Below are 23,511 nucleotides of genomic sequence, written 5' to 3' on the forward strand. Positions count from 1 at the left end.
TTGTGCATTGAATTGTTTGTGTGGTAACTGCAATTTACTGTTTTTTAGTAAATTGCACAACTTTTATTCAATACTTATACAAATGCACCACGGGTTATAAATGGAATTGATCATCAAAAATAAGTAGATTAAAAATATTTATTTGTAAAGTGTAACAAAAACGAAAAAAAACGACTAATTTGTTAGCTATCTACTTAGAAAAATATTTGTAGTGATTTTGTATTTTAGATTATTGGTTAGTAGTTTTAGGTTTGCAATCAACGCCTTGCGAACAAACAAACTGCGAACGCTACTTTCTCTTTTAGGAGTAACTATCGGTATTTTTTCTATTATAGCTGTTTTGGCTGCGGTTGATTCTATGGATAGAAATATAAAATCTGAATTGAGCGGGTTTGACCGCAATATGATTTATGTTTTTAACCATTCTTTCGGCCCTACAGAGGTGCCTAAATGGAAAGTGGAGCAATTTCCGAAGATGAAGTATGAAGAGTACGACTATTTAAAGCGAAACCTAAATGGCGTGGAATATATCTCTTATAATTTGTTTGCCCAGTCTGAAACGATGAAATATGAAAACAATTATGTCAATCAGATTTCCGTTCGTCCTTGCAGTTCAGATATGCAGTATTTAGATAATGTAAAAATTTCGCAAGGAAGATTTTTTAATGAAGCCGAATCTGCCAAAGGCGCTCCGGTAGTAATTATCGGTTTTGAGGTGGCAAAAACGCTGTTTAAAAATACAGATCCGATTGGGAAGGAGGTAAGAATGTACGGACGGAACTTTACGGTTATCGGGGTGATTGAAAAGCAAGGATCGATTAATATTGGAGGCGACCAGGATAGCAGTGCTTATTTTCCGGTAAATCTGATGCGGCAAATGTATGGGGATAATAGTACTTTTATGACTCCTGTAATTATTGTAAAACCACTTAAAAACGTGGATATAAAGCAGTTTGAAGAAGAAATAGGCGTGAAATTAAGACTCTACAGAGGATTGAAGATAGGGGATGATAACAATTTTTTTGTCAATGTGTTTGGTGGCTTATTGGAGTTTGTTGATAAAATTATTGCTCAAATGAATGTAGTGGGTTGGATAATCAGTGGTTTTTCATTGCTGGTTGGTGGTTTCGGAATTGCCAATATCATGTTTGTGTCTGTTAAAGAGCGAACGCATTTAATTGGGATTCAAAAATCCATAGGAGCTAAAAATAGATTTATCTTATTTCAATTTTTGTTTGAAGCAGTTATTTTGGCTTTGATTGGCGGTGCTATAGGACTGTTGATGGTTTTTGCAATTACAAAAATAGCTTCTGCACTGGTAGATTTTAAGTTTGTGCTCAGTTTCTCCAATGCTTTAATTGGCTTGAGTTTATCTGCATTTATCGGTTTAATATCCGGGGTGCTGCCTGCGCGTTCAGCAGCAAAATTAGATCCGGTTGAGGCTATTCGTACAGGGATGTAAAAAAGTAAAGAACATACAATACTAACTTATTGTTGTATTTGTTTTGACGATAAAAAAAAGTTAAATCTAATATTAATAAGAAAACCGACATGATAAAATGTCGGCTTTCTTATTAATAAAGATATTCTAATATTTAAAATCAATCTGCTATTAAAAAATATTTTTGGGATTGTCCTATTAATTAATGTCTGATAGGTTTGTTCAGAATAAGATCTAAATATAAGTTAACGTTTTTCTTTAAATTTTTGCGGTGGGTGATAAAATCCAAAAACCCGTGCTCTAATAAAAACTCAGAAGTTTGGAATCCTTCCGGTAAATCTTTTCCTGTAGTATCTTTAACAATGCGTGGTCCTGCAAAGCCTATCAAAGCTCCGGGCTCCGCAATGTTGATATCGCCCAACATGGCAAAAGAAGCAGAAATACCTCCCGTAGTTGGATCTGTACACAGTGAAATGTAAGGGATTTTGGCATCGCTTAATTGAGCTAGCTTTGCAGAAGTTTTAGCCATTTGCATCAATGAATAACCTGCTTCCATCATACGTGCACCTCCTGATTTGGAAATCATCAAAAAAGGAATTTTGTGTTTTAGAGAATAATCAATTCCACGAGCTATTTTTTCACCTACTACAGATCCCATCGAACCTCCGATAAAGGCAAAGTCCATTGCCGCAACTACTAATTTTTCTCCTTTAGATTTTCCCACTGCTACTTTAACAGCATCGTTGAGCTGTGTTTTATTGGTAGCTTCTTTTAAGCGATCTACATATTTTTTAGTGTCTTCAAATTTTAAAATATCTTTTGAAGTAAGACTTTTGGCTATCTCTTTGTAGTCGTTGTCGTCAAAAAGGATTTCAAAATATTCTTTACTGCCGATTCGAACGTGGTATCCGTCTTCCGGACTTACCCATAAATTTTCTTCTAACTCGTCAGAATCAATTATTTTTCCAGTAGGAGATTTATACCACAATCCTCTTGGTGTGTCTTTTTTGTTCTCTGTTGGAGTTTGAATTCCTTTTTCTTTTCTCTTAAACCAAGCCATAAAATGTTTTGTTTTGTTGATAGTAATTTGACAATAACTGAATATTACAGCGTGTTTACGTTGTTTAAGTCTTTAAACGCTTCTTCTAATCTTGCGTTAAAAGTCAGCTCGCCTTTTCTAACCCATGTTCTCGGATCATAGTGTTTTTTATTAGGTACATCTGCTCCGTCAGGGCTGCCTATTTGTGTTCTTAAATATTCAATTTTGGAAGTCATATAATCTCTGATTCCTTCGGTATATGCAAATTGAAGATCAGTATCAATATTCATTTTAATTACTCCGTACGAAATAGCTTCTCTTATTTCTTCTAAAGAAGAACCTGAACCGCCGTGAAACACAAAATCAACAGGATTGTGTTTCAAATTAAATTTTTTAGCTACGTATTCTTGTGAGTTCTTAAGAATAATCGGAGTCAGTTTTACATTTCCGGGTTTATATACTCCGTGAACATTCCCAAATGCTGCTGCTACAGTGAAACGTGGACTGATTTTAGAAAGTTCTTCGTAGGCATAAGCCACTTCATCCGGCTGTGTATAAAGCCTTGAAGAATCTACATCGGTGTTATCAACTCCATCTTCTTCGCCGCCTGTAATTCCCAACTCTATTTCCAAAGTCATTCCGAGTTTATCCATTCTCTCCAGGTATTTTTTTGAGATGGATATGTTTTCCTCTATAGGTTCTTCAGATAAATCAATCATATGCGAGCTGAACAGAGGTTTTCCAAATTGCTTCATGTGCTCTTCTCCTGCCTCTAACAAACCGTCAATCCATGGCAATAGGTTTTTAGCACAATGATCAGTATGTAGAATAACTGTGGCACCGTAGGCTTCTGCTAAAGTGTGTATATGTTTTGCTCCGGCAACTGCTCCGGCAATTGCTGCTTTTTGATTTTCATTAGATAATCCTTTTCCTGCCATAAAAGCAGCTCCTCCGTTAGAAAACTGGATTATAACAGGCGAATTTAATTTTGCTGCAGTTTCTAATACTCCATTGATAGTACTTGAACTGGTAACGTTTACAGCGGGTAATGCAAACCCTTTTTCTTTTGCGTATTTAAAAATTTCTTGCACCTGATCGCCAAATGCAACACCGGGTTTAATATTATGAGCCATAGTTGTTGTGTGATTAATTTTTACAAAAATACAATTATTATTTAATTAGAAAGGATAATTGATTCCAACATTTAAGACGGACTCTTTGATGTTAAATTCCTCAAACCATTTGCGATTGGTTTCAATAGATGGATTATACGTTTTAAAGCCCATGTCTAAGCGGAAGACAAAAAAACTGAAATCATAGCGGATACCAAAACCAGAACTGAAAGCCAGGTCTTTGAGAGAAGAAATACCGTTAAAAGTATAATCTTTATCTTCTATATCGCTAAAAATATCCCAGATATTGGAGGCATCAACAAACAGTGCGCCATACCATTTTCCTGTGATGTTAAAACGGTATTCTGTACTGAAAAATATTTTCATGTTTGCTTCGTTGAAATCAAGAACTCCACCGCTTCTTCCCGGACCTAAACGATAAGGTTGCCACCCTCTGTTGTCATTGGAGCCACCTGTGAAATAGCTTCGCGAAAACGGAATGGAATTAGAGTTCCCGTAAGGAATGGCAATACCTCCAAATGCACGAAGGGCAATTACCTGCTGTTTTCCTAAATCCCAATATTTAATAAAGTCAAGTTCGGTTTTGATGTATTGCGAAAATTCTACATCCATAAAAGTTTTTTTCCCTGTTGACCCCACTTTTGAATTACTCATGAGCAGACTCATTAGTCCTCCTGCGGATTCTACCTTTGCTTTAATAGTGTGAAAGCTATTGTCATCTATATTAGTGCGCGTAGAAGAGGTAAATGTTAAATTAGAAGCAAGGATGAGGTTGTTTTCGGAAAGTCTTACTTTTCTTTCGTAAATACTTTTTACTAAATCATAATCTGCATCACTTATATTTAAGGGATCTGACGGATTTAAAGCGTCAAAAATAAAAGAGTCTGCTCCACCATCTTGTATGGTCAGCATTCCGTCCTCATTGTAATATGAAGAATCTACATCATATTTGTCTGCAATTTGATTTAAGCTGTTGTAGGAGGATTTGTAGGTCGAAAAATAATTGTTTGGATTGGTATTTCTAACGTATTGTGCATTTAATAAATCTAGACTAAAACTGTTTTTCCGCGAAGGATACCATGAATAGTTTACAATTCCCGTAAAGTTATTTTTGTCTAAACCTATATTTTTTTGTCTGGAAAGCCCGAAGCTCATGGAGGTCGTCGGGAGCATTGATTTAGGAATAATTTTGTTTGCTGCTATAGGAAACAAAAAGCGGGGAAATGTGAGTTTTACATCGGTTCCGTACTCAGTAACATTAAAGAAAACATCATTAGGATTATTCATTTGCCTTGATGAACCGATACTTCCCCTTAGTCCAATTTCTAAAACTTCAGCTCCTCTGAAGATATTTCTAAAAAATAATCCCATACTTCCTCCGATTCCGAAATCCTGAATATTGGAATGAGTGATGTCAAAAGAAGGATTAAACGTCATTTTTTTTCTCGAAGTAAGATAAATGTTGGTGATTAAAGACTGACCGGTGGAGTCTCTTTTGTCTTCAACATATTCTATAGATGGATAATTGAAAATTCTTAAATTACTAATAGAGCGGGAGGTGAGAATGCGTCTGAAATCACTAAACCGAGTATCTTTATTGATAAAAATAGCATCTGTAAGAGCTTTTGGTTTGTATTTTAATTTGCCTAAGCTATAAATATTAAAATTGTTATATTGTACACTGTCTAAGACATATTCTTTTTCTTTGGACAAGTTATCTGTAAAAATATTAACCTCGCTGATATTGTATAATTTAAAAGGAACGCGAGTTAGCGTATCACCAGATTTTACCGTTTGCTGATCTATAATCAGATTGATATTAGCTTTGTTTTTTTTGTTGATAATAGTGTCAACTTCATAGCGGATATTTAACTCCTGAAAGTAATATGCTCCACTGTTTCTGAAATAGTTAGTTAGTCTTGTCCGTTCTGCTTCAAAGTTTTTGACATTAAAAGCGGTATTGGGCTTGATAATACTTTGTGTTTTTGTTTTTTCATATAATTCAGCAAGTGCAGGTGTCTGTATAGAAGTACTCAGACTATCGATAAAATATGGTTCCCCCGTTTTAACTAAATAGGTTGATTTTACTTTTTGTATATTAATAGAATCTATTTTATTCTCAACTTTCGTGTCAAAATATCCTTTGTTAAAGTAATAGTTTTTTAATCTTACCAGTGATTTCTCAGTTTTTAAACTGTCATATAAAACAGGAGCTTCGCCTGTTCTCATCAGAAAATTGTTAAACCCTGAGATAGCAAAAGATTCTCCCAATCGGTTTACTTGTTTTTTTGACAAAATAGAAGTTAGCGCTTTTTCACTTTTTGGGTGATTTTTCAGCCATAAATGATAAGTAGAATCTGCATTGGGTTTAGCGAGATTATAAAGATGCAATCGCAATCTGAAGCCAATCAGCGGTAAAGAACTGTTCGGACGCTGGTATAATTGGCTGAGAACATCCTCTTTACTTGTTTTTTTTTCGTTTTCAAAAACGGAGTTCTCCATAAGCAATACTTTGTCTTTCGGTACTCGTTTGGTTAACGAGCACGAAAAAAAAGTCATGCAGATTAGTATAATTAATGCTATTTTTGATAAAAATTTGCTCAAGGTAGTATTCAATTATTGTTCAAAAATACAGTTTTTATGGTTACAAAAAACCAAATAAAATTAATAAAAAGCTTGCATCAAAAGAAATACAGGAAACAGTATAAGCTATTTATTGCAGAAGGAATCAAGGTAATCCGCGAATTAGTAAACTCTTCTTTAGAAGTAGAATGTGTCTATTGTACAGAAGAAATTGATTTTGAAGCTTTGTCTTTTCCTAAAAAGATGATTACTACAGAAGAAATGAAAAAGATATCTGCCTTAATAACAGTTTCAAATTGTCTTGGAATATTTAAGATACCCGAAGTAGAAAAGCCGGATTATAGTGATCTTATTTTAGCTTTGGACGATATAAGAGATCCCGGAAATTTAGGTACCATAATCAGGTTATGCGATTGGTTTGGAATAAAGAATATTTTTTGTACTGAGGAAACAGTAGATGTATATAATCCAAAGGTCGTGCAGGCAACGATGGGCTCTCTTTCCAGAGTAAATATTGTATACGGGAATTTACATCAAATGATAAATGAAACTAAAAACCTACCCGTTTACGGGACTTTTATGGAAGGGAAAAATATTTATAAACAAATAAAATTGCCGCAAAAGGGAATTATAGTTATGGGGAATGAAGCCAATGGCATTTCGGACTCAATTCAGCAGTTAATCACTGAAAGACTGACAATTCCGCGTTTTGGAGATCTACAGCAAACGGAGAGCTTAAATGTGGCAATGGCTGCTTCTATTGTTTTAAGCGAATTTAGACGTATAAATTTTTAGTGAAATGTAAAGTTTACGAAAATTCCTCTTGTTTTCATGGACGAAATATTACCCGTCCACGGACTATCTGAATTATAATCTCTGATTAATTCGTCGTTTATGCCGAAAACTCCTCGGATGGAAGGAGAGAATTTAAAATATTCAAAATAAATATCTATTCCCACGCCTACTTCATAATTGGTGGTCCATTGCTTCATTCGCCAAATACCTTCATAATTGTCGTCAGAAGATCCGTGATTACTACTGAGGTTTAAATCTACAGAGAAACCACCTAAAACATAAGGACGGATATTTCCGGTGCGGAGTGCCGAAAATTTCAAAAGTAAAGGGAAATGCAGATAGGTGGAGCCAATACTTTTGGTAGAAGAGTTTTTGATTTCTTCTGGGGATGGAATAGCTCTGTTTAGCTGATTGTTATAATAGTCGTGAATTAACGGTTGAGGAAAGGTTAAATCGCGTTTTGTATATGCCAACCCGGGCTCAAATCGTAAATCAATGTATTCCATAATGCGGAGATTCCCGACAAGACCTACGTTAAATCCGATCGAAGAGTTTACCTGTATTTCTGAATAACCTCCCGGATATTGTTGTTTGAGTTCCTGAAGTCGGGTGTAGTATGCCTTGTCATAATCAAAATGAAAATTAAAAGAGTTAAAACCTAAATAATAGCCCCAATGCACACGCTGTTTATCCCATTCAGGTTTATTTATCAAAGGTTTATTTCCAAATATCCACTGACCAAATGAATTGGCACTCATCAATAAAAACAGTAATACTACAAAAAGTTTTTTCATAATTTAGATGCAGAATAAATCGTTGCAATTCCCATAGTTTGAGGTTGGTGTTTTACATTTTTAAACCCAACTTGTCTCAAAATATTGTTCAACTCTTCGCCAAAAGGGAAATTTTTAGCAGAGTCAGACAAATATTTATATGCTTTTTGATCCCTCGAAAATAGTTTTCCCATAAAAGGAAGGATATTTTGTGTGTAAAAAAAGTACCCCTGTTTGAAAGGAAATTTTGTCGGAACCGAGGTTTCTAAGATAACAAAAATTCCGTTTGGTTTTAATACTCTTAAAATTTCTGATAAACCTTTTTTTAAATTTTCAAAATTTCTGATTCCAAAACCTACTGTAATGGCATCAAAGGTATTGTCTTCAAAAGGAAGATTTTCTGAATCTCCCTGGATCATTTCTATGCGATTTTGGAGGTTTAATGCTTTAACTTTTTGTTTTCCAACTTCTAACATTCCCGCAGAAAGATCTAATCCAGTGATTTTTTCAGCGTTGGATTTAGATAATAGAATAGCAAGGTCTCCAGTTCCTGTTGCTATGTCCAAAATAGTATTTGGGTTTGTTTCTACAACTAGTTTTAACACTTTCTTTCGCCAACCCTGATCTGTGCCTAGCGAAATCATGCGGTTAAGATTATCATAATTGCCTGAAATAGTATCAAACATTTGTTCTACCTGCTTTTTTTTACCTAATTCAGATTCTTTATAGGGGGTAATATTGTCAGACATTTTATTTTTTTGCCAAATATAATTATTCTAATACAATTTAAAGGATTTTGGAGAAGTAGAAATAGTGTTTAAAATAAAATAGATAAGTGATCGTATTCACTTCCTGCAAGAGTAATTTTATGATCTTGTTTAAAACCTAGTTTTTCATAGAGTTTTTTTGCGTCCGGATTTTTTATATCTACCAAAAGTCCTATTTGTTGAAAATTTTCATCGCGTGCATAGTCGATAACGTATTTTAAAAGTTGAGTACCTATCCCTTTACCTTGTGACATCGGGGAAACGGCAATCGTATCCAAATAAAATTCACCACCATTTGTTTCAGATTCAGGAATAGTAGGATTGTTATAATGATTATTCATTACATCTAAAACAGGCTGTTGCAGTTGATGAAAATAATCGCCGTTATACCCTGTAATAGACCCCAAAATTTCATTCTCTTCGTTTATAGCTACAAAAGTGTTCTCATAGCTGTACAGGTTAGAAGGCTGCTGGAAAAGTCTGGTTAAAAAATAAATAGCTTCTTCTATATCATTTTTTTGTATAAAACTAAAGACAATGTCTTCCATTGCTTGGAGCATTAGCTTCGGAACTATATCAAAATCTGTTTTTTTGGCTCGTCTGATTGTTACACTCATATATTTTGCTTTTACTTTTGGCAAAGTTACTAAACCTTACATTCAGTTATAAACACTATTTTTTTAATTTTAATCGATAGAGACAAACAAATTAATAATTGTTTGAAAATAAATAGTATTTAATATTTAATATTTAATATGAGAAAAGTAAAGATATAGGTTTTATCATTTATTTTTGTGTAACAACTAATGTAACAATATAAAATTATGTCTTATGAACAATATATTTCTCGTTTAGAGAATAAAAGTGTATCAGACGCCTTGAGTAGTCGAGTGGGTTTGATTTCCAAAGTTTTAGAAAAGGTTGAAGAAGAAAATAAGTGGAATTACTGCTATGCAGAAAACAAATGGACAGCTAAACAAATAGTACAGCATTTGATAGATTGCGAGCGGATTTTTAGTTTTAGAGCGATGCATATTGCAAGAAAAGATGACAACCCGCTATTTTTGTTTGACGAAAATGAATATGCAAAGGAAGCTGATGTGACTTTAAAATCTCAGTATGATTTATTTAGGGAATATGAATGTCTGATGACAGCCACTTATTTAATGTATAAAAACTTTGACGAAAATGAATTAAAGCGGTCCGTTGCAGTTGCCGGAAATACAATAAATGTAGAAACCATGGGTAGAATAATTGCGGGGCATAGCCTCCATCATATGGATATACTTGAAGAAAGGTACTTAAGACAGAAAGTAAAATAAAAACACAAGAGGAAACCAAATTCGGTTTCCTCTTGCTTATAAATGTTTGTTTATGGTTTTTTTATTTAAGATACTAAAAAGTCCCTCTTTTTTGTTTTCAAGATTGTCAAAGCGCTCTTTGCATTCTTTTATCATTTGTACAGCTGCTGCTTTATTTCCAAATCCATTTGTTGTCACTGTTTTGTTTTCAAGATCTTTGTAAACTTTAAAAAAGTGCTCAACTTCCTTTTTGAAATGTTTGTTAACACTTACTATTCAGATTCACTTATGAACTTCATCTTTTGGATTCTGACTGCGTTTAAAATTGCCAAAAGAGCTACGCCTACATCGGCAAATACGGCTTCCCACATATTAGCTATACCTCCGGCGCCCAAAATCAATACGATAACTTTAATTACCAATGCAAGCGTAATATTTTGAATTACAATTTTGCGTGTTTCTTTTCCAATATGAATTGCTGTAGCAATTTTTGAAGGCTGGTCGGTTTGGATGACCACATCTGCCGTTTCTATAGCAGCATCGCTGCCAAGTCCTCCCATGGCAATACCTACGTCACTCAGAGCTAATGCAGGAGCGTCATTAATTCCATCTCCAACAAAAGCTAAGGTATAGTTTGGATTATCGGATTTTAGCTTTTCTATTTCTTTGACTTTTTGTTCAGGTAAAAGTCCACCTTTGGCAAAGCTTATATTCAACTGCTGAGCTATTTTTTGAGCTATAGTATCTTTATCTCCACTTAGCATTACCGTTTTTTTGACATTCATTTGATTCATTAGTTCGATAGCTTTTGGAGAATCTTCTTTAATCTGATCGGCGATAGTAATATAACCGATATATTGATTATCTAGAGCAACGATGACAATGCTTTCTGTAATCTGGTTTATTTGTGTCGGATAATCAATATTAAAATGCTTTAAAAGCGCAGTGTTACCTGCTAAAACAATTTGACCATTAATCTCCCCGCTTAATCCTTTTCCTGAGATTTCATGTACATTCTGCGCTATGATTTCAGTAGGAAATGCTTCAACAATTGCCTTGGCTATAGGATGAGTAGATTGTTTTTCGATTGAGCCAACGAGTTGCGTGAATTTCTCTTTTTCAATTAAACTTTCTATATTCTGAACTTTAAAAACACCTTCAGTTAGCGTTCCTGTTTTATCCATAACTACAATATCCACTTTGCTCATCAATTCTAAAAAATTAGAACCTTTAAACAAGATACCGTTTCGTGATGCTGCTCCAATTCCTCCGAAATAGCCTAATGGAACTGATATAACCAATGCACAAGGACAGGAAATAACTAAAAACACCAATGATCGGTATATCCAGTCTTTCATGATGTAATCGGATACGAATAAGGCAGGCAGAAAAGCAACAACAATAGCCAGAAAGAAGACAATTGGCGTGTACACTTTGGCAAACTTGCGAATATACAGTTCTGTCGGAGCTTTTCGAGCACTGGCTTCTTGTACCATTTCAAGTATCTTAGACAAAGAGCTGTCTTGATATAATTTAGTTGTTTTTATTTCTATAACACTTTCCAGATTAATCATTCCCGCGAGTACACTCTCTCCCTTTTTATGCGAAGCAGGTTTACTTTCTCCGGTCAAAGCAGAGGTGTTGAAACTTCCTTTTTCTGACAACAGTTCTCCGTCTAAAGGGATTTTTTCACCCGCTTTTACCTGAATGACTTCTCCTATTTCAACTTCTTCAGGATTTATAATAATATATTGGTTATTTCTGAGTACAGAGGCTTCGTTAGGTCTGATATCTAATAAGGCTTTTATATTTCCGCGAGCTTTGTTAACAGCTGTTTCCTGAAAAATTTCTCCAATGGTATAAAACAACATTACCGCTACTCCTTCAGGGTATTCGCCAATGATAAAAGCACCGATCGTTGCAATACTCATCAGTGAAAATTCATTGAAGAAATCTTTTTTGATTGATAATTCTATTGCTTGTCTGAGTACTGGAAAAGCAATTGGCAAATAAGCTAAACTATACCAAATAAGCTGTAAAGTATTGTTCTGAATAAACCAATCGGCTTTTAGAATGTGTGTAATAAATAATCCGGAAAAGAGAATAAATAAACTTATGCCTGTTGTGAATTTATTATTCATTTTACCGTGATCGTGGTTGTGGTCCTGATTGTGATTAGAAGTATCGCAACTGCATGTATGTTGATGTGACATTGTAAAAATGATTATCGATTATTTTTATCAAAAATACACCCTTATAACCGATATAAATAATATGCGAGAATGTTTGCAATGCTGTTGCAATATTTAATTCTTTACATAATTCTTTTTAAATGTGTACATTAAAGGAAAACTCCTGCACAGCATCCAAACAGCAAAGGCAATCCAAATACTGTATAGTTTAAAATTAAAATAATCTAAGAGAAGCAGTGTAGGAATAAAACCACAAAAAGTAGCAAACAAAAGATTGTTTCTTAAAAATTTAGCATCTCCCATTCCTTTAAAAATTCCGTCATAAATGTAAGCCAAGGCATTAATAGGCTGCATTAAGAGCACTAGCCAAAAGATGGATGTAAATAAAATATTGACGTCAGGATTTTGATTAAACATCAAACCAATGTGTTTATAAAAGATAAGACATATAGCAATAAGTATAAACGAAATCACTACCGCATATTTACTGATATCTTTACTCATAGTCCACATTGTTTTATAGTTTTTTTCTCCTAGTAATTTACCCGAAAAAGCATTGCCGGCACTGGCATAACCGTCAATAAAAAAAGAAAAAAACAGCCATATATTCATTAAAATGCTCTGTGCCGCAATATAGTTTTTTCCATAATCGGCTGCATAAGCATTTGCCAAATAAATAGCTAGATTTAGAGTAGCCGTTCTAATGATAAAGTTAAAACTCATTATAATTAATGGTTTTAGAGAAGGGTTTATTTTCTTTCTTATTTTTAAATTAAAAGGGGTTTTGGTAAAAAAATAGTAAAAAGCCATACCTAACATAACCGTTTGCGAAATTATACTGGCATACGCCGCACCCTTTACGTGCAGAGGAGGTATAATGCCATCTATTCCATATACGAGTATTATATCCAAAACAACATTTAAAAGTGCTCCGGTTAAGCTGCATTTCATAGCCCAAATTGTATTTTGAAGACCTCTGAAAACACCGTATAACGCAAAAGTAATTAACGTAAGCGGAAACCCCCATGCTCTGATGAGATAGTACTCTTTAGCGTAAACCAAAATCAGTCCTTCTGCGTTGTATGCCGTAAAAATTTCATGAACAAAAAATGTAGTAGAGAAAAACAAGAGTAAACTCAATATAAAATTGAAAAGAATAGCCTGAGGAACAAGCGTTTTAACAGCAAAAATCCTTTGTGCTCCCAAATGGTGAGAAACCGTTGCTGAGATAGAAGTCTTTGTTTGTGCAACAATCCAGATTACAGCAGAAAGAAAAGAACCTACCAAACCAACGGCAGCCAAAGCTTCAACGCTATTTTCTTTGATATTGCCAACAATAGCGATATCCGTTAGTGAAATAATAGATTCTGATATACCTGAAAAAATAGCGGGAATGGCTAACTTATTAATATCTCGGAATGTAATTTTATAAATCACTTTTAATTAATCTAATATTAAGAAATACAAAGCTCGCTAAAAATAGACCAATAAAAAAACACCTCTGCAAGATGAGTGCAGAGGTGTAAAAAGTTTTTTATAAAGATTTAAAAACGCATTCCTACACCAAACCCTATCAACATTGGGTCTAATTTTACCTTTGCCGGTATTTTTAATTCATTTATCGGTGCTTCCGAAGATAATAAATTGGATGCATCAACCGTTACGTCTGTTTTTAAGAACAGTTTTTTAAAGTCAACGTTGATAAAGAATTTTTCTGTTAAATCAATATCAAATCCAAACTGATACCCCCATCCAAATTTATTGTCATATTTGATATCTTGAGCAGCACCTGATTTTTCATTGTAAAAAATAGTATAGTTTGCTCCAATTCCGACATAAGGTTTAAAAATATCACCAAATTTATGATGGTATTGAATCATTAAAGTGGGAGGGAGCAGCCAAACACTGCCTAAATCTACATTGGCAGTAGCCGGACCATTAACAACAGGTGGTAAATCCAAAGTAGACCCTATAGTTCCTACAGTGTGTTTTGATGTCCCTAAAATTAACTCAGCCGCTAGATTTTCAGTAAAAAAATAGGTAAAATCCAATTCAGGAATAAAATTGTTGTTCACGTCAATTTGTCCTCCAATAGAACTGATGTCAGCCTTGTTGTGCGGAATTACTCCGACACCGCGAAGACGCATCTGCCATTTATAAGTTTCTTTGTTTGTTGTTGTTTCTTGAGCAAATGCAGAACTGCCGAACAGTAAAGTTGCTCCAATCAGTGATAAAAATAATCTTTTCATATTTTCTGTTTTTAACTACTGCAAATATTGGAGTAATAAACAGGGATAAAAATGATTTTTATCATTTGATTTTCAAAAATTAATAAGTTATATTTATAATTGTCTATAAAGGAATTTTAATCGTAAAAATAAAAGAGTTTAAAGATGAAAACACTAGTAATAGGAGCTTCCAAAAATCCGGAGCGGTATTCTTTTAAAGCAATTAATATGCTAAGAGAGTATGATCATGAAGTGGTTGCCGTGGGATTAAAAATAGCAACAGTAGGCGATGTTGAAATACAAACTGGTCAACCTGATTTTAGAAATATAGATACTGTAACCTTATATATCAACCCCAAACGGCAACAGGATTTTTATCATTATATTATTGGCTTAAAACCACGTCGCGTAATATTTAATCCCGGTACTGAAAATACAGATTTTTATACTTTGCTAGAACAGAATGGAATCTGTTTTGAAGAAGCCTGTACGTTAGTCTTGCTGCGCACTAACCAATTTTGATTTTTTACTGATGACAAATAAAAGTATAACAGTAAGAGTTCCGTTAATTAAAATTAATTCATTGTCAAAAACATATCCATTAAATATTTTTTCTGACTTATTGCTTAGCCAAAGTGTTATAAATGGTGAAGCCAAGCAGATATAAGGAACTAATTTATCTTTAATCGTTCTGTTTTTAAAGAAGATGGCAAAGCCGAATAATCCTAAAAGCGGTCCGTAGGTATAAGAGGCAATTTTAAAAATCATACTCACTACTGAAGCATTGTTAAGAGCATTGAACAAAATAATGGTTAGAAACATCAAAAATGAAAAGCCAAAATGTACCCATTTTCGTTTTAAAACATTTGCAGGATTTTCTTTTTGTTTATCCATATTCAAAAAGTCAATACAGAAAGAGGTAGTAAGTGCCGTAAGAGCCGAATCTGTTGTAGCAAATGTTGCTGCGGTAAGTCCCAGTAAAAATATGATTGCAGGAATAATTGAAAAATGATGAAATGCAATTTCGGGAAACAGCAAATCTGTTCTTGGTTTTCCTGTTATAGTATCCAGAGGAATATCTATACCCAACTTGTTGGCATAGATATAAAGTAGAGCGCCTACACCTAAAAAAAACAGATTAATAATGACAAAAATTACGGTAAAAGAATACATGTTCTTTTGAGCTTCTTTGATGTTTTTACAGCTGAGGTTTTTTTGCATTAAATCCTGATCGAGTCCTACCATAGCAAGGGTAACAAAAATACCGCCGATAAATTGCTTAAAAAAGTTATAGCGATTAGAAATAAAGTCTTCCCAAAAGAAAATTTTAGAATAGTTGCTGTTTTTAACGGTGTCGAAAGCTTCTACTATGCCTAAATCCAAACTGTGACAGATAAAGAAAATAGTGAATATAACCGAAGATACTAAAAAAAAAGTCTGTAGCGTATCAGTTATAATAATGGTTTTCAACCCTCCTTTGTAGGTGTAGGCATAAATGAGTAAAAGAGCAATTAATACCGTCGCAAAAAATGGAATTCCATAATAGTCAAAAACATATCGCTGCAATACAATAACTACCAGATATAATCGGAATGCTGATCCAATAGTACGGCTGAGCAAAAAGATAAGAGCAGCCGATCTGTAACTGTAAAAACCTAGTTTTTTTTCGATATAAGTATAAATGGAAATAAGATTAAACTTATAATACAAGGGTAAAAGAACAGTCGCTGTCAAGATAAAGCCCACAGCATTACCCAATACAAACTGAAAATATTTAAACTGTTCGCCGCCAGGTGAGCCTACCTCTCCCGGAACGGATATGAAGGTAACTCCCGACAGCGCCGTACCAATCATTCCAAAAGCAACCAAATACCATTTAGCATTTTTGTTTGCACTGAAAAAAGCATTATTACTACTGTCTTTTTTACTGACGAATTGAGAAATTGCAATAAGTATTCCAAAATAAACGACAATAATTGTAATAATGGTTAAAGGAGTCATAATTTGTGTATTGTATTTGGACTGATAATTTTCAAATGTAAATCTTTTTTTATTTCACTTCCAAAGAAAGCTTCTTTTAAAGAATAAAAATTAAATTAACCCCTTTTGAAAAATCATGGAATAAAGCGTTACTTTTATATCTTTGCCGTATGGAATTTCCTTCAAAATTATTAGAAAAAGCAGTAGATGAAATTTCTCAGCTTCCCGGAATAGGAAAGCGCACAGCCTTGCGCTTAATGTTACATTTATTAAAACAGCCCGAAGACCAAACCAATCGGCTGACTGAAGCGCTGACAAAAATGCGCCAAGACATTATATTTTGTAAAAGCTGTCACAATATTTCCGATAAAGAAATATGTGATATTTGCAGTAATCCTGCGCGTGACCATCAGACGATTTGTGTTGTAGAAGACATCCGTGATGTAATGGCACTTGAAAATACGCGGTTGTTTAAGGGGATTTATCACGTTTTGGGAGGAAAAATATCTCCTATTGACGGTATCGGACCCAGCCAGTTAAATATTCAGTCTTTGATTGATAAAGTCAAAAAAGGAGAAGTGAAAGAAATTATTTTTGCCTTAAGTTCTACTATGGAAGGCGATACTACCAATTTTTATATTTATAAGCATGTAAAAGATTTTGAAATTATAACTTCTACCATTGCCCGAGGAATATCTGTAGGTGATGAACTTGAATACGCTGATGAGGTAACGCTTGGCAGAAGCCTGATACATCGCGTTCCATTTGAAAGTGCTTTTAAAGCTGTTTAGAATTTTTGCCTCACATCCAAAATATTTCTTTGACAATTTTAATGTTAAAATTGTCAAGCTATTTTTAACACTAAAATAATTATTAGATTCGTCTAAATTTGTAATTTTGTAAATCTAAATTAAAGGTTTTTAATGAATCTAGCGGAATTGAAAATAGGCGAAACGGCAATTATCAACGGAATTAAAAGAGAATGTCCTGCAGAAGTGCATCAGCGCTTCCTTGATTTGGGATTTGTATCAGGTACAATTATTGCTGTGCACAATATCAGTCCGCTAAAAGATCCAGTAGCTTATTTAATTTACAATACAATTATTTCACTCAGAAACGAAGATGCCCAAATGGTGTTGATTTCTAAGGTTAATTAAAATAGAGAAAGGAAAATGGCAAGGACACATACCGCCTGTGATATTTGTGATTTAAATACTGCTGCCCAATTAAAAAAAATGGGAGGTGAGTCCGGTAAGTTTAATCACGTGATAGCTCTAGCAGGCAATCCTAATACAGGTAAAAGTACAATATTTAATACTTTAACGGGATTAAAACAACATACTGGTAACTGGTCTGGGAAAACAGTCACCAGAGCGGAAGGAAGTTTTCAGTATAAAGACAGTAAGTATAAAATTATAGATTTACCTGGTACATATTCCCTGATGTCGACTTCTGAAGACGAGGAAGTTGCCAGAGATTTCATTTTGTTTGGCAAACCCGATGTAACTGTGGTTGTGGTGGATGCCGGTCGGTTGGAAAGACATTTGAGTTTAGTTGTACAAATTCAGGAAATAACACCGAAAGTGGTTGTCTGTTTGAATTTGATGGATGAAGCAAAGCGACATGGAGTAGAAATTGATGTAAGAGGTTTATCCAGAGATTTAGGAGTTCCTGTTATTCCTACGTCTGCAAGAAATAAAGAGGGAATTTCAGATTTATTGTTGGCAATAGATCAGGTTGCTACCGGAAAATATGTACCGGAATACAAGACAATAAGAGGAATATCGGGCGAATCCAGAAAAGCGGCACAGGATATCACAAAAGATCTGCTTGTCTTGGATTCTGAATTGCCAAGTGCTTCTTGGATTGCCATGCGGTTAATCCAACAGGATCAAAATATTGTAAAAGCTTTACAAGATGGAGCTTTATCCAATAAAATTACTCCCGAAAATATACTGCCTGTTTTAGGAAAAGCAAATGCATATTATACCGCTTTAGGAATAGATTATTTGGACAATGTGGCAGGAGCCATATTTGAACAAGTATCCCAAACTGTAAAAAGTACAGTTAAGTCTGATGAACATAAAAGAGCTTTTAGAATAGATAGAACAATAGACAGCATCGTAACCAGTAGACGATGGGGTTTCCCCATTATGCTTTTGCTATTAGGAGGGATTTTGTGGCTGACTATAGCGGGATCAAATTACCCTTCGGACGCCCTGTCTTACCTGTTGCTGGAAAAGCTATATCCGTTGTTGAAGAACGGTGCGACAATGCTGAATTTTCCGTGGTGGTTGAGTGGTTTTTTAATTGATGGAATATATTTGGCAACGGCCTGGGTTATTGCGGTTATGCTTCCGCCCATGGCTATATTTTTTCCACTGTTTACCCTTTTGGAAGACTTTGGCTATCTGCCTCGGGTTGCATTTAATTTAGATCGCTTGTTTAAAGGAGCAGGAGCGCATGGAAAACAAGCACTTACAATGAGTATGGGATTTGGTTGTAATGCAGCAGGAGTAGTTTCGACAAGGATTATAAATAGTCCAAGAGAAAAACTGATAGCAATTATTACTAATAATTTTTCGCTTTGCAATGGACGTTGGCCAACCCAAATATTGATGGCGACTATTTTTGTAGGTGCATTAGTTCCGGCATATATGGCACATACTATTTCAACTTTGGCTGTAGTAGGAATAGTAGTTTTAGGAATAGCATTTACATTTTTTAGTTCGTGGCTGTTATCCAAAACTATGCTGAGAGGACATGCTTCCTTTTTTACCTTGGAGTTACCGCCATACCGCCCCCCAAAAATTTGGCAAACAATATATACTTCTTTGATAGACAGGACTTTGATTGTGTTATGGCGTGCAGTTGTGTTTGCGGCTCCAGCAGGAGCAATAATTTGGTTGATTTCCAATGTTTTAATAGGAGATAAGAGTGTTGCTTTGTGGACAATCGAAGCTTTGGATCCTATTGGTGTTTTATTGGGCTTAAACGGAGTAATTCTGCTGGCATACATTGTTGCAATTCCTGCTAATGAAATTGTCATACCAACGGTGTTAATGCTTACAGCAATGGTACTGGGCAATGCTGCTATTGGGGAAGGGGCAGGAGTAATGTTTGAAGTTTCGGATAGCGAAATTGCCTCTATTTTGCAGGTGGCAGGATGGACTACTTTAACAGGTGTAAATCTGATGTTGTTTAGTTTGCTACACAATCCATGCAGTACAACAATCTATACAATTTATAAGGAAACTAACAGTGCTAAATGGACTGCCGTAGCTACTTTTTTGCCTATACTTTTTGGTATTGTAGTGTGTTTTACAGTTGCTCAGCTTTGGAATTTTTTGAGATAGAAAAATAAAAAACTCAAATTTTACGAGCTAATTTTTTTAATCTAAAGAAATGGTAAAAGCTTTGTTATTTAATCTTGCTTATGCAATATCAATTTATAGGAGAAGATTATACTTTTAAAAGTTTTTCACCTGGTTTATAGAAGACTAATAGTTAATTTTTGTCAATGCACTTCCTTTATGTGCGGCAATATGATCTGTTTTATCGCTTTTTATTTCGTATTGCGGGTTGGTTTCTGTAGCGTGATGTATGTAGCCTTTATAGTTAAAGTTTTTTGTATGTATTTTTATAATAGTACCAAAAATATGCCCCGTTTCCGAGTTCCAACTTACTTTGTCGCCTATTTTAAATTTTGTATTCATATAAAAAAACATTATTGATCAAGAAAGTTTTCGTCAGAGTAAAATACTCGTTTGTCGATAACTATTGCTGGAGAAGTAAAAGGATGTTCTTTTTGTTTGTTGATTCCCATAATATGAAATACCATCCAGCCTTTTGCTTTCAGATAGTCAGAAACCATAGAACGATGACAGCGCCACCATACAGCTTCTGCACACATGTAGGCGGTTGTTGATTGCAAAGCTGCTTTTTCTAATGTATCTATGCCTTTAGAAAATTCTTCGGTTTCCATATAATCTGCATAACCACGAAAAGAAGTATTTTTCCAACGAGTATTTTTAGATTTTTTATCGGGTTTTCTTCTACCGCCCAATTCTTTTAAATAGATATAGTGTATTCCATGCTTTTCGAGGAAAACTTTTAAGTTTTCTTTGTCAAATTGCGGAAATTTCCGAGAGCCGGGAAAACTGCGTATATCTACCAATGTTTGGATTTTGAAAGATTTAAGCAGGATCAAAAAATCATTTAAACTGCAAGTAGAATGACCAATTGTATAAATGATATGTTTGTCGGTTGTATTCATCCTATTTTTTAAATGTTTTATTATCTTATCAGCTAACTCCAAAATAAGAACCCGTATTTTGGAGCATTTTATAGCAGTATATGCTCTTTGGAGATAAATAAATCAGGATTTATATAATCAGCATATTATCTACAATATCAGGAGAGTCAGTTTCTTTGCTGCTTGCAGTTCCGTTAGATTCTTTTATAGCATCGGGCTGTTTAAAACCAATCTTATTGACAGGTGTCTTTTTGGCCTGATAAAATTCAAAATCCGATTCCAAACCTAAGATACGATGTGGAAAATCCTGACCAATATTTTGCTTAGCTTCCATAATAAAAACGGCACATTTTTTTAAATATTCCAATGTAAGCTTGGATTTAGCTTCGTTAAATGCAGCCAGTAAAATCTTCTCTGTCAGCTCAATATTTTTGGTTTCATCTTTCCTATACAGAGCATAAAGTCTTTTTTTTAGGGATTGCGTAAAGTCAATAATCATTGTATTGGAAAACAACTTCATCTGTGCAGCTATTGGCTGCCAGAATTCTTTGGATAAAGCGTTTTGATTTTTTAAAATTTGCAGCAAAGGTGAGGATGGAACCAAATGGCAAGTAAGGTGGTAGACAATCAGTTGGGCTCTTTCGTCTTCGTTAGGAGGGAAGATAGGAATCTGCATATCAAAACGTCCCGGTGCGAGAATGTCACTATTGAGGAGATTTAAAATTTCTGCTGATCCAACAATCAACAATTCTTTGTGATTGTCTTTTTGTACATGACGCAAGATAGTGTGAATAAGCTCTACTGTTTCCGAAAAAAAGTTGCGTTCAGAAGTGCTGCTAAACAGTTCGTCAAAAGCGTCAATGAACAGCATGGTTTTAGGCTGTTCCATTTTTTTTGTCAAAAAACGCGAAAACGAACTTGAACTTGTTTTAAAATTTCCTGCCAGGTAATCTTTGTATACATGTACAAATTCATACCCAATCATGGAAGCAATTCTTCTTGCCCAATAAATTTTTCCGCTTCCGGGCGGTCCGTAAAGTACCATTCCTGCAGGTTTTGAAATTCCCCATGTTTGCAGCTGATCTTTGTTGATAAAAGGATCTAGCATATCGGCAAGATAAAAGTACAAATCAGTGTACCCGATTAAAGTTTTTTCAGCATAATTCTCCGTTTCCGGAAAAGCTTCGTTGATAAAAGGATATTCTCCGCCGATATATAAATGAATTAAATAGCTGGATAGATTGGTTTTAAGTTGTTTTGCGGTTTCCTCAGGAATGCCGTTAGAGATGAAAAAATTCAAAACTTCTTCTTCTTTGACACCAATAGTTTGCGCAATTTCTGCTACGGTTTTTATTTTGGAATGATCTAAGGCATATTTCTCTAAAAATGATTTATTTTTGAGAGCAAATTTTTGAAAGGCTTCTGTTACCTCAAAGTGTTCATCAATGCAAAATCCCAAGTCTATATTAAAGTCGTAAATAAAGTTTTGAAGGCTTTCTAAGGAAATTCCTAACTGGCTTGCTAAATCTTTAAGTTTCATCTTTTGTTTATAAAGATACGAAGAACTTTGAAAACAAAGCAAAAACAGGCTCTAACAAATCTTTGTACAAAATAAACTTCTGAGAAATAAGAATGTCATTTTATATAGATAAAGAGTTATATAAGTTCGTTTTATTAAATGTGTCATTTGCCGTTTAGACTCTTTAAGAATATGATTTAATACCAGCGTTTTTTATTTTTTTTAGAATTTTCCGATTTGCGCGAACTTGAATTCTTAGATTTATTTTTCAAATCTTTTTTGGACATAACTTCTCCTTTTTTAGGTTTTTCTTTCCATGGAAAAGGGTGGTCGGTTATTGTTTTTGGATATAGTTTTGAGAATTTGACGATAGCTTCCCAATATGTTTTTTCAGATTTATCACAAAAAGAAATAGCTTTTCCTTCGTTTCCGGCTCTTCCGGTTCTTCCGATTCGATGAACAAAAGTTTCGGGAATATTAGGCAAATCGTAATTGATAACAATAGGAAGAGAGTCAATATCAATTCCTCTTGCTGCAATGTCTGTAGCGACTAATACTGTCGTTTCTTTTCGCTTAAACGCTTCTAAAGCTTCCTGTCTGGCAGATTGAGATTTATCGCCATGGAAAGCAGTAGCGTTTATTCCGTTTTTTATCAAAAATTCAGCAAGTATATCAGCTCCGTTTTTGGTACGGGTAAAAACCAATACATCTTTTAATTTTTCATTGCGGATAAGATGATATAACAACTTTTTTTTATCGCCTTTTTCTACAAAATAAATGTAGTGCTTTACGGTTTTAGCTGTAGATGAAACAGAGTCAACAGTAATGTATTGCGGTTGTTTTAAAAATTGATGAGCCAGCTCGCGCACCGGTAATGGCATCGTTGCTGAGAATAGCAGTGTTTGTCTAGTCTCTGGGGTTAAGTGTATAATTTTTTTAACATCATCAATAAAGCCCATATCCAGCATTAAATCTGCTTCGTCTAAAACCAAAAAGTGCAAATGGTTTAAATCAAGATGGTTCTGTTTGTGTAAATCAAGTAATCTCCCAGGTGTACCGATAATAATATCGGCACCTTTCTTTAACTGTTCAATCTGCGGTTTTATTGATACTCCGCCGTAAATGGTAAGATGAGTAATGTTGGTGTATTTTGCAAAAAGTTTGAAATTATCGGCTATTTGCTGCGCTAATTCGCGAGTGGGCGTTATGATAAGTACCTTTGCTTTTTTGGAGTTTTTTACATTTCCTATTTTGTGGAGATAGTGAATAATGGGCATGGCAAATGCTGCTGTCTTTCCTGTGCCGGTTTGAGCACAACCTATTATATCTTTTTCTACCATAATCACAGGAATGACTTTTTCTTGAATCGGAGTAGGTTCTTCATAACCCAATTCGTCAATTGCTCTTAAAATGGTTTTATTTAGTTTTAATTCTTCAAAAGTCATAAAATGGATTTGTAAAAAGATGGTGAAAGTTAAAAAAAGAGAATGCTTTTATAAATTAAA

At 34.4% G+C, this 23,511-nt stretch carries 22 protein-coding genes; 7 read left to right on the forward strand and 15 right to left on the reverse strand.

Annotated elements, in window-relative coordinates:
• Positions 1–211 precede the first annotated feature (211 nt).
• Positions 212–1,462: an ABC transporter permease gene (locus tag C8P70_RS10535; RefSeq protein ID WP_133713287.1), complete on the forward strand. Its 1,251-nt coding sequence runs from the start codon at positions 212–214 to the stop codon at positions 1,460–1,462.
• Positions 1,463–1,643: 181 nt separating this feature from the next.
• Here C8P70_RS10535 and accD read toward each other — a convergent pair whose 3' ends face one another.
• The 3 genes from accD to tamL are packed head-to-tail and all read right to left on the reverse strand — an operon-like array spanning position 1,644 to position 6,229.
• Positions 1,644–2,501, reverse strand: a complete 858-nt coding sequence (gene accD / locus C8P70_RS10540) for an acetyl-CoA carboxylase, carboxyltransferase subunit beta (protein WP_133713288.1) — start codon at positions 2,499–2,501, stop codon at positions 1,644–1,646.
• A 44-nt stretch (positions 2,502–2,545) separates the two neighbouring features.
• Positions 2,546–3,613 carry a class II fructose-bisphosphate aldolase gene (fbaA, locus tag C8P70_RS10545; RefSeq protein ID WP_133713289.1) on the reverse strand — a complete coding sequence of 356 codons (1,068 nt, stop codon included), beginning with the start codon at positions 3,611–3,613 and terminating at the stop codon, positions 2,546–2,548.
• Positions 3,614–3,658: 45 nt separating this feature from the next.
• Positions 3,659–6,229 (reverse strand): translocation and assembly module lipoprotein TamL, encoded by a 2,571-nt coding sequence (gene tamL / locus C8P70_RS10550; RefSeq protein WP_449406721.1) that lies wholly within the window; start codon positions 6,227–6,229, stop codon positions 3,659–3,661.
• A gap of 24 nt (positions 6,230–6,253) precedes the next feature.
• Here tamL and C8P70_RS10555 point away from each other — a divergent pair, with 24 nt between their 5' ends.
• Positions 6,254–6,991: a TrmH family RNA methyltransferase gene (locus tag C8P70_RS10555; RefSeq protein ID WP_133713290.1), complete on the forward strand. Its 738-nt coding sequence runs from the start codon at positions 6,254–6,256 to the stop codon at positions 6,989–6,991.
• Here C8P70_RS10555 and porT read toward each other — a convergent pair.
• The 3 genes from porT to C8P70_RS10570 all read right to left on the reverse strand — a co-directional run bounded on the left by porT (position 6,988) and on the right by C8P70_RS10570 (position 9,148).
• Positions 6,988–7,785, reverse strand: a complete 798-nt coding sequence (porT, locus tag C8P70_RS10560; protein WP_133713291.1) for a type IX secretion/gliding motility protein PorT/SprT — start codon at positions 7,783–7,785, stop codon at positions 6,988–6,990. The two genes, C8P70_RS10555 and porT, sit on opposite strands and share 4 nt — an antisense overlap.
• Positions 7,782–8,513, reverse strand: a complete 732-nt coding sequence (gene ubiE, locus C8P70_RS10565; RefSeq protein ID WP_133713292.1) for a bifunctional demethylmenaquinone methyltransferase/2-methoxy-6-polyprenyl-1,4-benzoquinol methylase UbiE — start codon at positions 8,511–8,513, stop codon at positions 7,782–7,784. Before ubiE ends, porT begins: the two co-directional genes overlap by 4 nt.
• Before the next feature lie 68 nt (positions 8,514–8,581).
• Positions 8,582–9,148, reverse strand: coding sequence for a GNAT family N-acetyltransferase (locus C8P70_RS10570; RefSeq protein ID WP_133713293.1), 567 nt, complete (start codon positions 9,146–9,148; stop codon positions 8,582–8,584).
• Positions 9,149–9,355: 207 nt separating this feature from the next.
• On the opposite strand from C8P70_RS10570, the gene C8P70_RS10575 reads away from it, so the two are divergent.
• Complete coding sequence (locus tag C8P70_RS10575) at positions 9,356–9,853, forward strand: DinB family protein (RefSeq protein ID WP_133713294.1); 498 nt, start codon at positions 9,356–9,358, stop codon at positions 9,851–9,853.
• 36 nt (positions 9,854–9,889) lie between these two features.
• Here the strand turns inward: C8P70_RS10575 and C8P70_RS10580 are convergent, their stop codons facing one another.
• The 4 genes from C8P70_RS10580 to C8P70_RS10595 all read right to left on the reverse strand — a co-directional run bounded on the left by C8P70_RS10580 (position 9,890) and on the right by C8P70_RS10595 (position 14,273).
• Entirely contained in the window at positions 9,890–10,108 is a 219-nt protein-coding gene (locus C8P70_RS10580) for an inorganic diphosphatase (protein WP_243832699.1), read from the reverse strand.
• Positions 10,105–12,045, reverse strand: coding sequence for a heavy metal translocating P-type ATPase (locus C8P70_RS10585; RefSeq protein ID WP_133713295.1), 1,941 nt, complete (start codon positions 12,043–12,045; stop codon positions 10,105–10,107). Before C8P70_RS10585 ends, C8P70_RS10580 begins: the two co-directional genes overlap by 4 nt.
• A 93-nt stretch (positions 12,046–12,138) precedes the next feature.
• A complete protein-coding gene (locus tag C8P70_RS10590; protein WP_133713296.1) occupies positions 12,139–13,461 on the reverse strand; it encodes an MATE family efflux transporter in 1,323 nt (440 codons plus the stop codon).
• Between the two features lie 107 nt (positions 13,462–13,568).
• The gene (locus C8P70_RS10595; RefSeq protein WP_133713297.1) at positions 13,569–14,273 is read right to left on the reverse strand and encodes an OmpW/AlkL family protein; all 705 of its coding nucleotides are present in this window, start codon (positions 14,271–14,273) and stop codon (positions 13,569–13,571) included.
• A 144-nt stretch (positions 14,274–14,417) separates the two neighbouring features.
• Here C8P70_RS10595 and C8P70_RS10600 point away from each other — a divergent pair, with 144 nt between their 5' ends.
• Positions 14,418–14,774, forward strand: coding sequence for a CoA-binding protein (locus C8P70_RS10600; protein WP_133713298.1), 357 nt, complete (start codon positions 14,418–14,420; stop codon positions 14,772–14,774).
• Here the strand turns inward: C8P70_RS10600 and C8P70_RS10605 are convergent.
• Positions 14,745–16,253: a sodium:solute symporter gene (locus C8P70_RS10605; RefSeq protein WP_133713299.1), complete on the reverse strand. Its 1,509-nt coding sequence runs from the start codon at positions 16,251–16,253 to the stop codon at positions 14,745–14,747. The genes C8P70_RS10600 and C8P70_RS10605 overlap by 30 nt on opposite strands.
• 149 nt (positions 16,254–16,402) lie before the next feature.
• Here C8P70_RS10605 and recR point away from each other — a divergent pair, with 149 nt between their 5' ends.
• The 3 genes from recR to feoB all read left to right on the forward strand — a co-directional run bounded on the left by recR (position 16,403) and on the right by feoB (position 19,588).
• Positions 16,403–17,023: a recombination mediator RecR gene (gene recR, locus C8P70_RS10610; protein ID WP_133713300.1), complete on the forward strand. Its 621-nt coding sequence runs from the start codon at positions 16,403–16,405 to the stop codon at positions 17,021–17,023.
• 132 nt (positions 17,024–17,155) lie between these two features.
• Positions 17,156–17,389 carry a FeoA family protein gene (locus tag C8P70_RS10615; protein WP_133713301.1) on the forward strand — a complete coding sequence of 78 codons (234 nt, stop codon included), beginning with the start codon at positions 17,156–17,158 and terminating at the stop codon, positions 17,387–17,389.
• A gap of 15 nt (positions 17,390–17,404) precedes the next feature.
• Entirely contained in the window at positions 17,405–19,588 is a 2,184-nt protein-coding gene (gene feoB, locus C8P70_RS10620; RefSeq protein ID WP_133713302.1) for a ferrous iron transport protein B, read from the forward strand.
• A 144-nt stretch (positions 19,589–19,732) separates the two neighbouring features.
• On the opposite strand, the gene C8P70_RS10625 is transcribed toward feoB, so the two are convergent.
• The 4 genes from C8P70_RS10625 to C8P70_RS10640 all read right to left on the reverse strand — a co-directional run bounded on the left by C8P70_RS10625 (position 19,733) and on the right by C8P70_RS10640 (position 23,451).
• Positions 19,733–19,948 (reverse strand): hypervirulence associated TUDOR domain-containing protein, encoded by a 216-nt coding sequence (locus C8P70_RS10625; protein ID WP_133713303.1) that lies wholly within the window; start codon positions 19,946–19,948, stop codon positions 19,733–19,735.
• Between the two features lie 11 nt (positions 19,949–19,959).
• Positions 19,960–20,508, reverse strand: coding sequence for a DUF488 domain-containing protein (locus tag C8P70_RS10630; protein ID WP_133713304.1), 549 nt, complete (start codon positions 20,506–20,508; stop codon positions 19,960–19,962).
• Positions 20,509–20,617: 109 nt separating this feature from the next.
• Positions 20,618–22,027, reverse strand: coding sequence for an AAA family ATPase (locus C8P70_RS10635; RefSeq protein WP_133713305.1), 1,410 nt, complete (start codon positions 22,025–22,027; stop codon positions 20,618–20,620).
• A 176-nt stretch (positions 22,028–22,203) separates the two neighbouring features.
• Complete coding sequence (locus tag C8P70_RS10640) at positions 22,204–23,451, reverse strand: DEAD/DEAH box helicase (RefSeq protein WP_133713306.1); 1,248 nt, start codon at positions 23,449–23,451, stop codon at positions 22,204–22,206.
• Positions 23,452–23,511 lie beyond the last annotated feature (60 nt).

It is taken from the genome of Myroides indicus (genome assembly GCF_004364575.1).
Taxonomy (GTDB): Bacteria; Bacteroidota; Bacteroidia; order Flavobacteriales; family Flavobacteriaceae; genus Flavobacterium; species Flavobacterium indicum_A.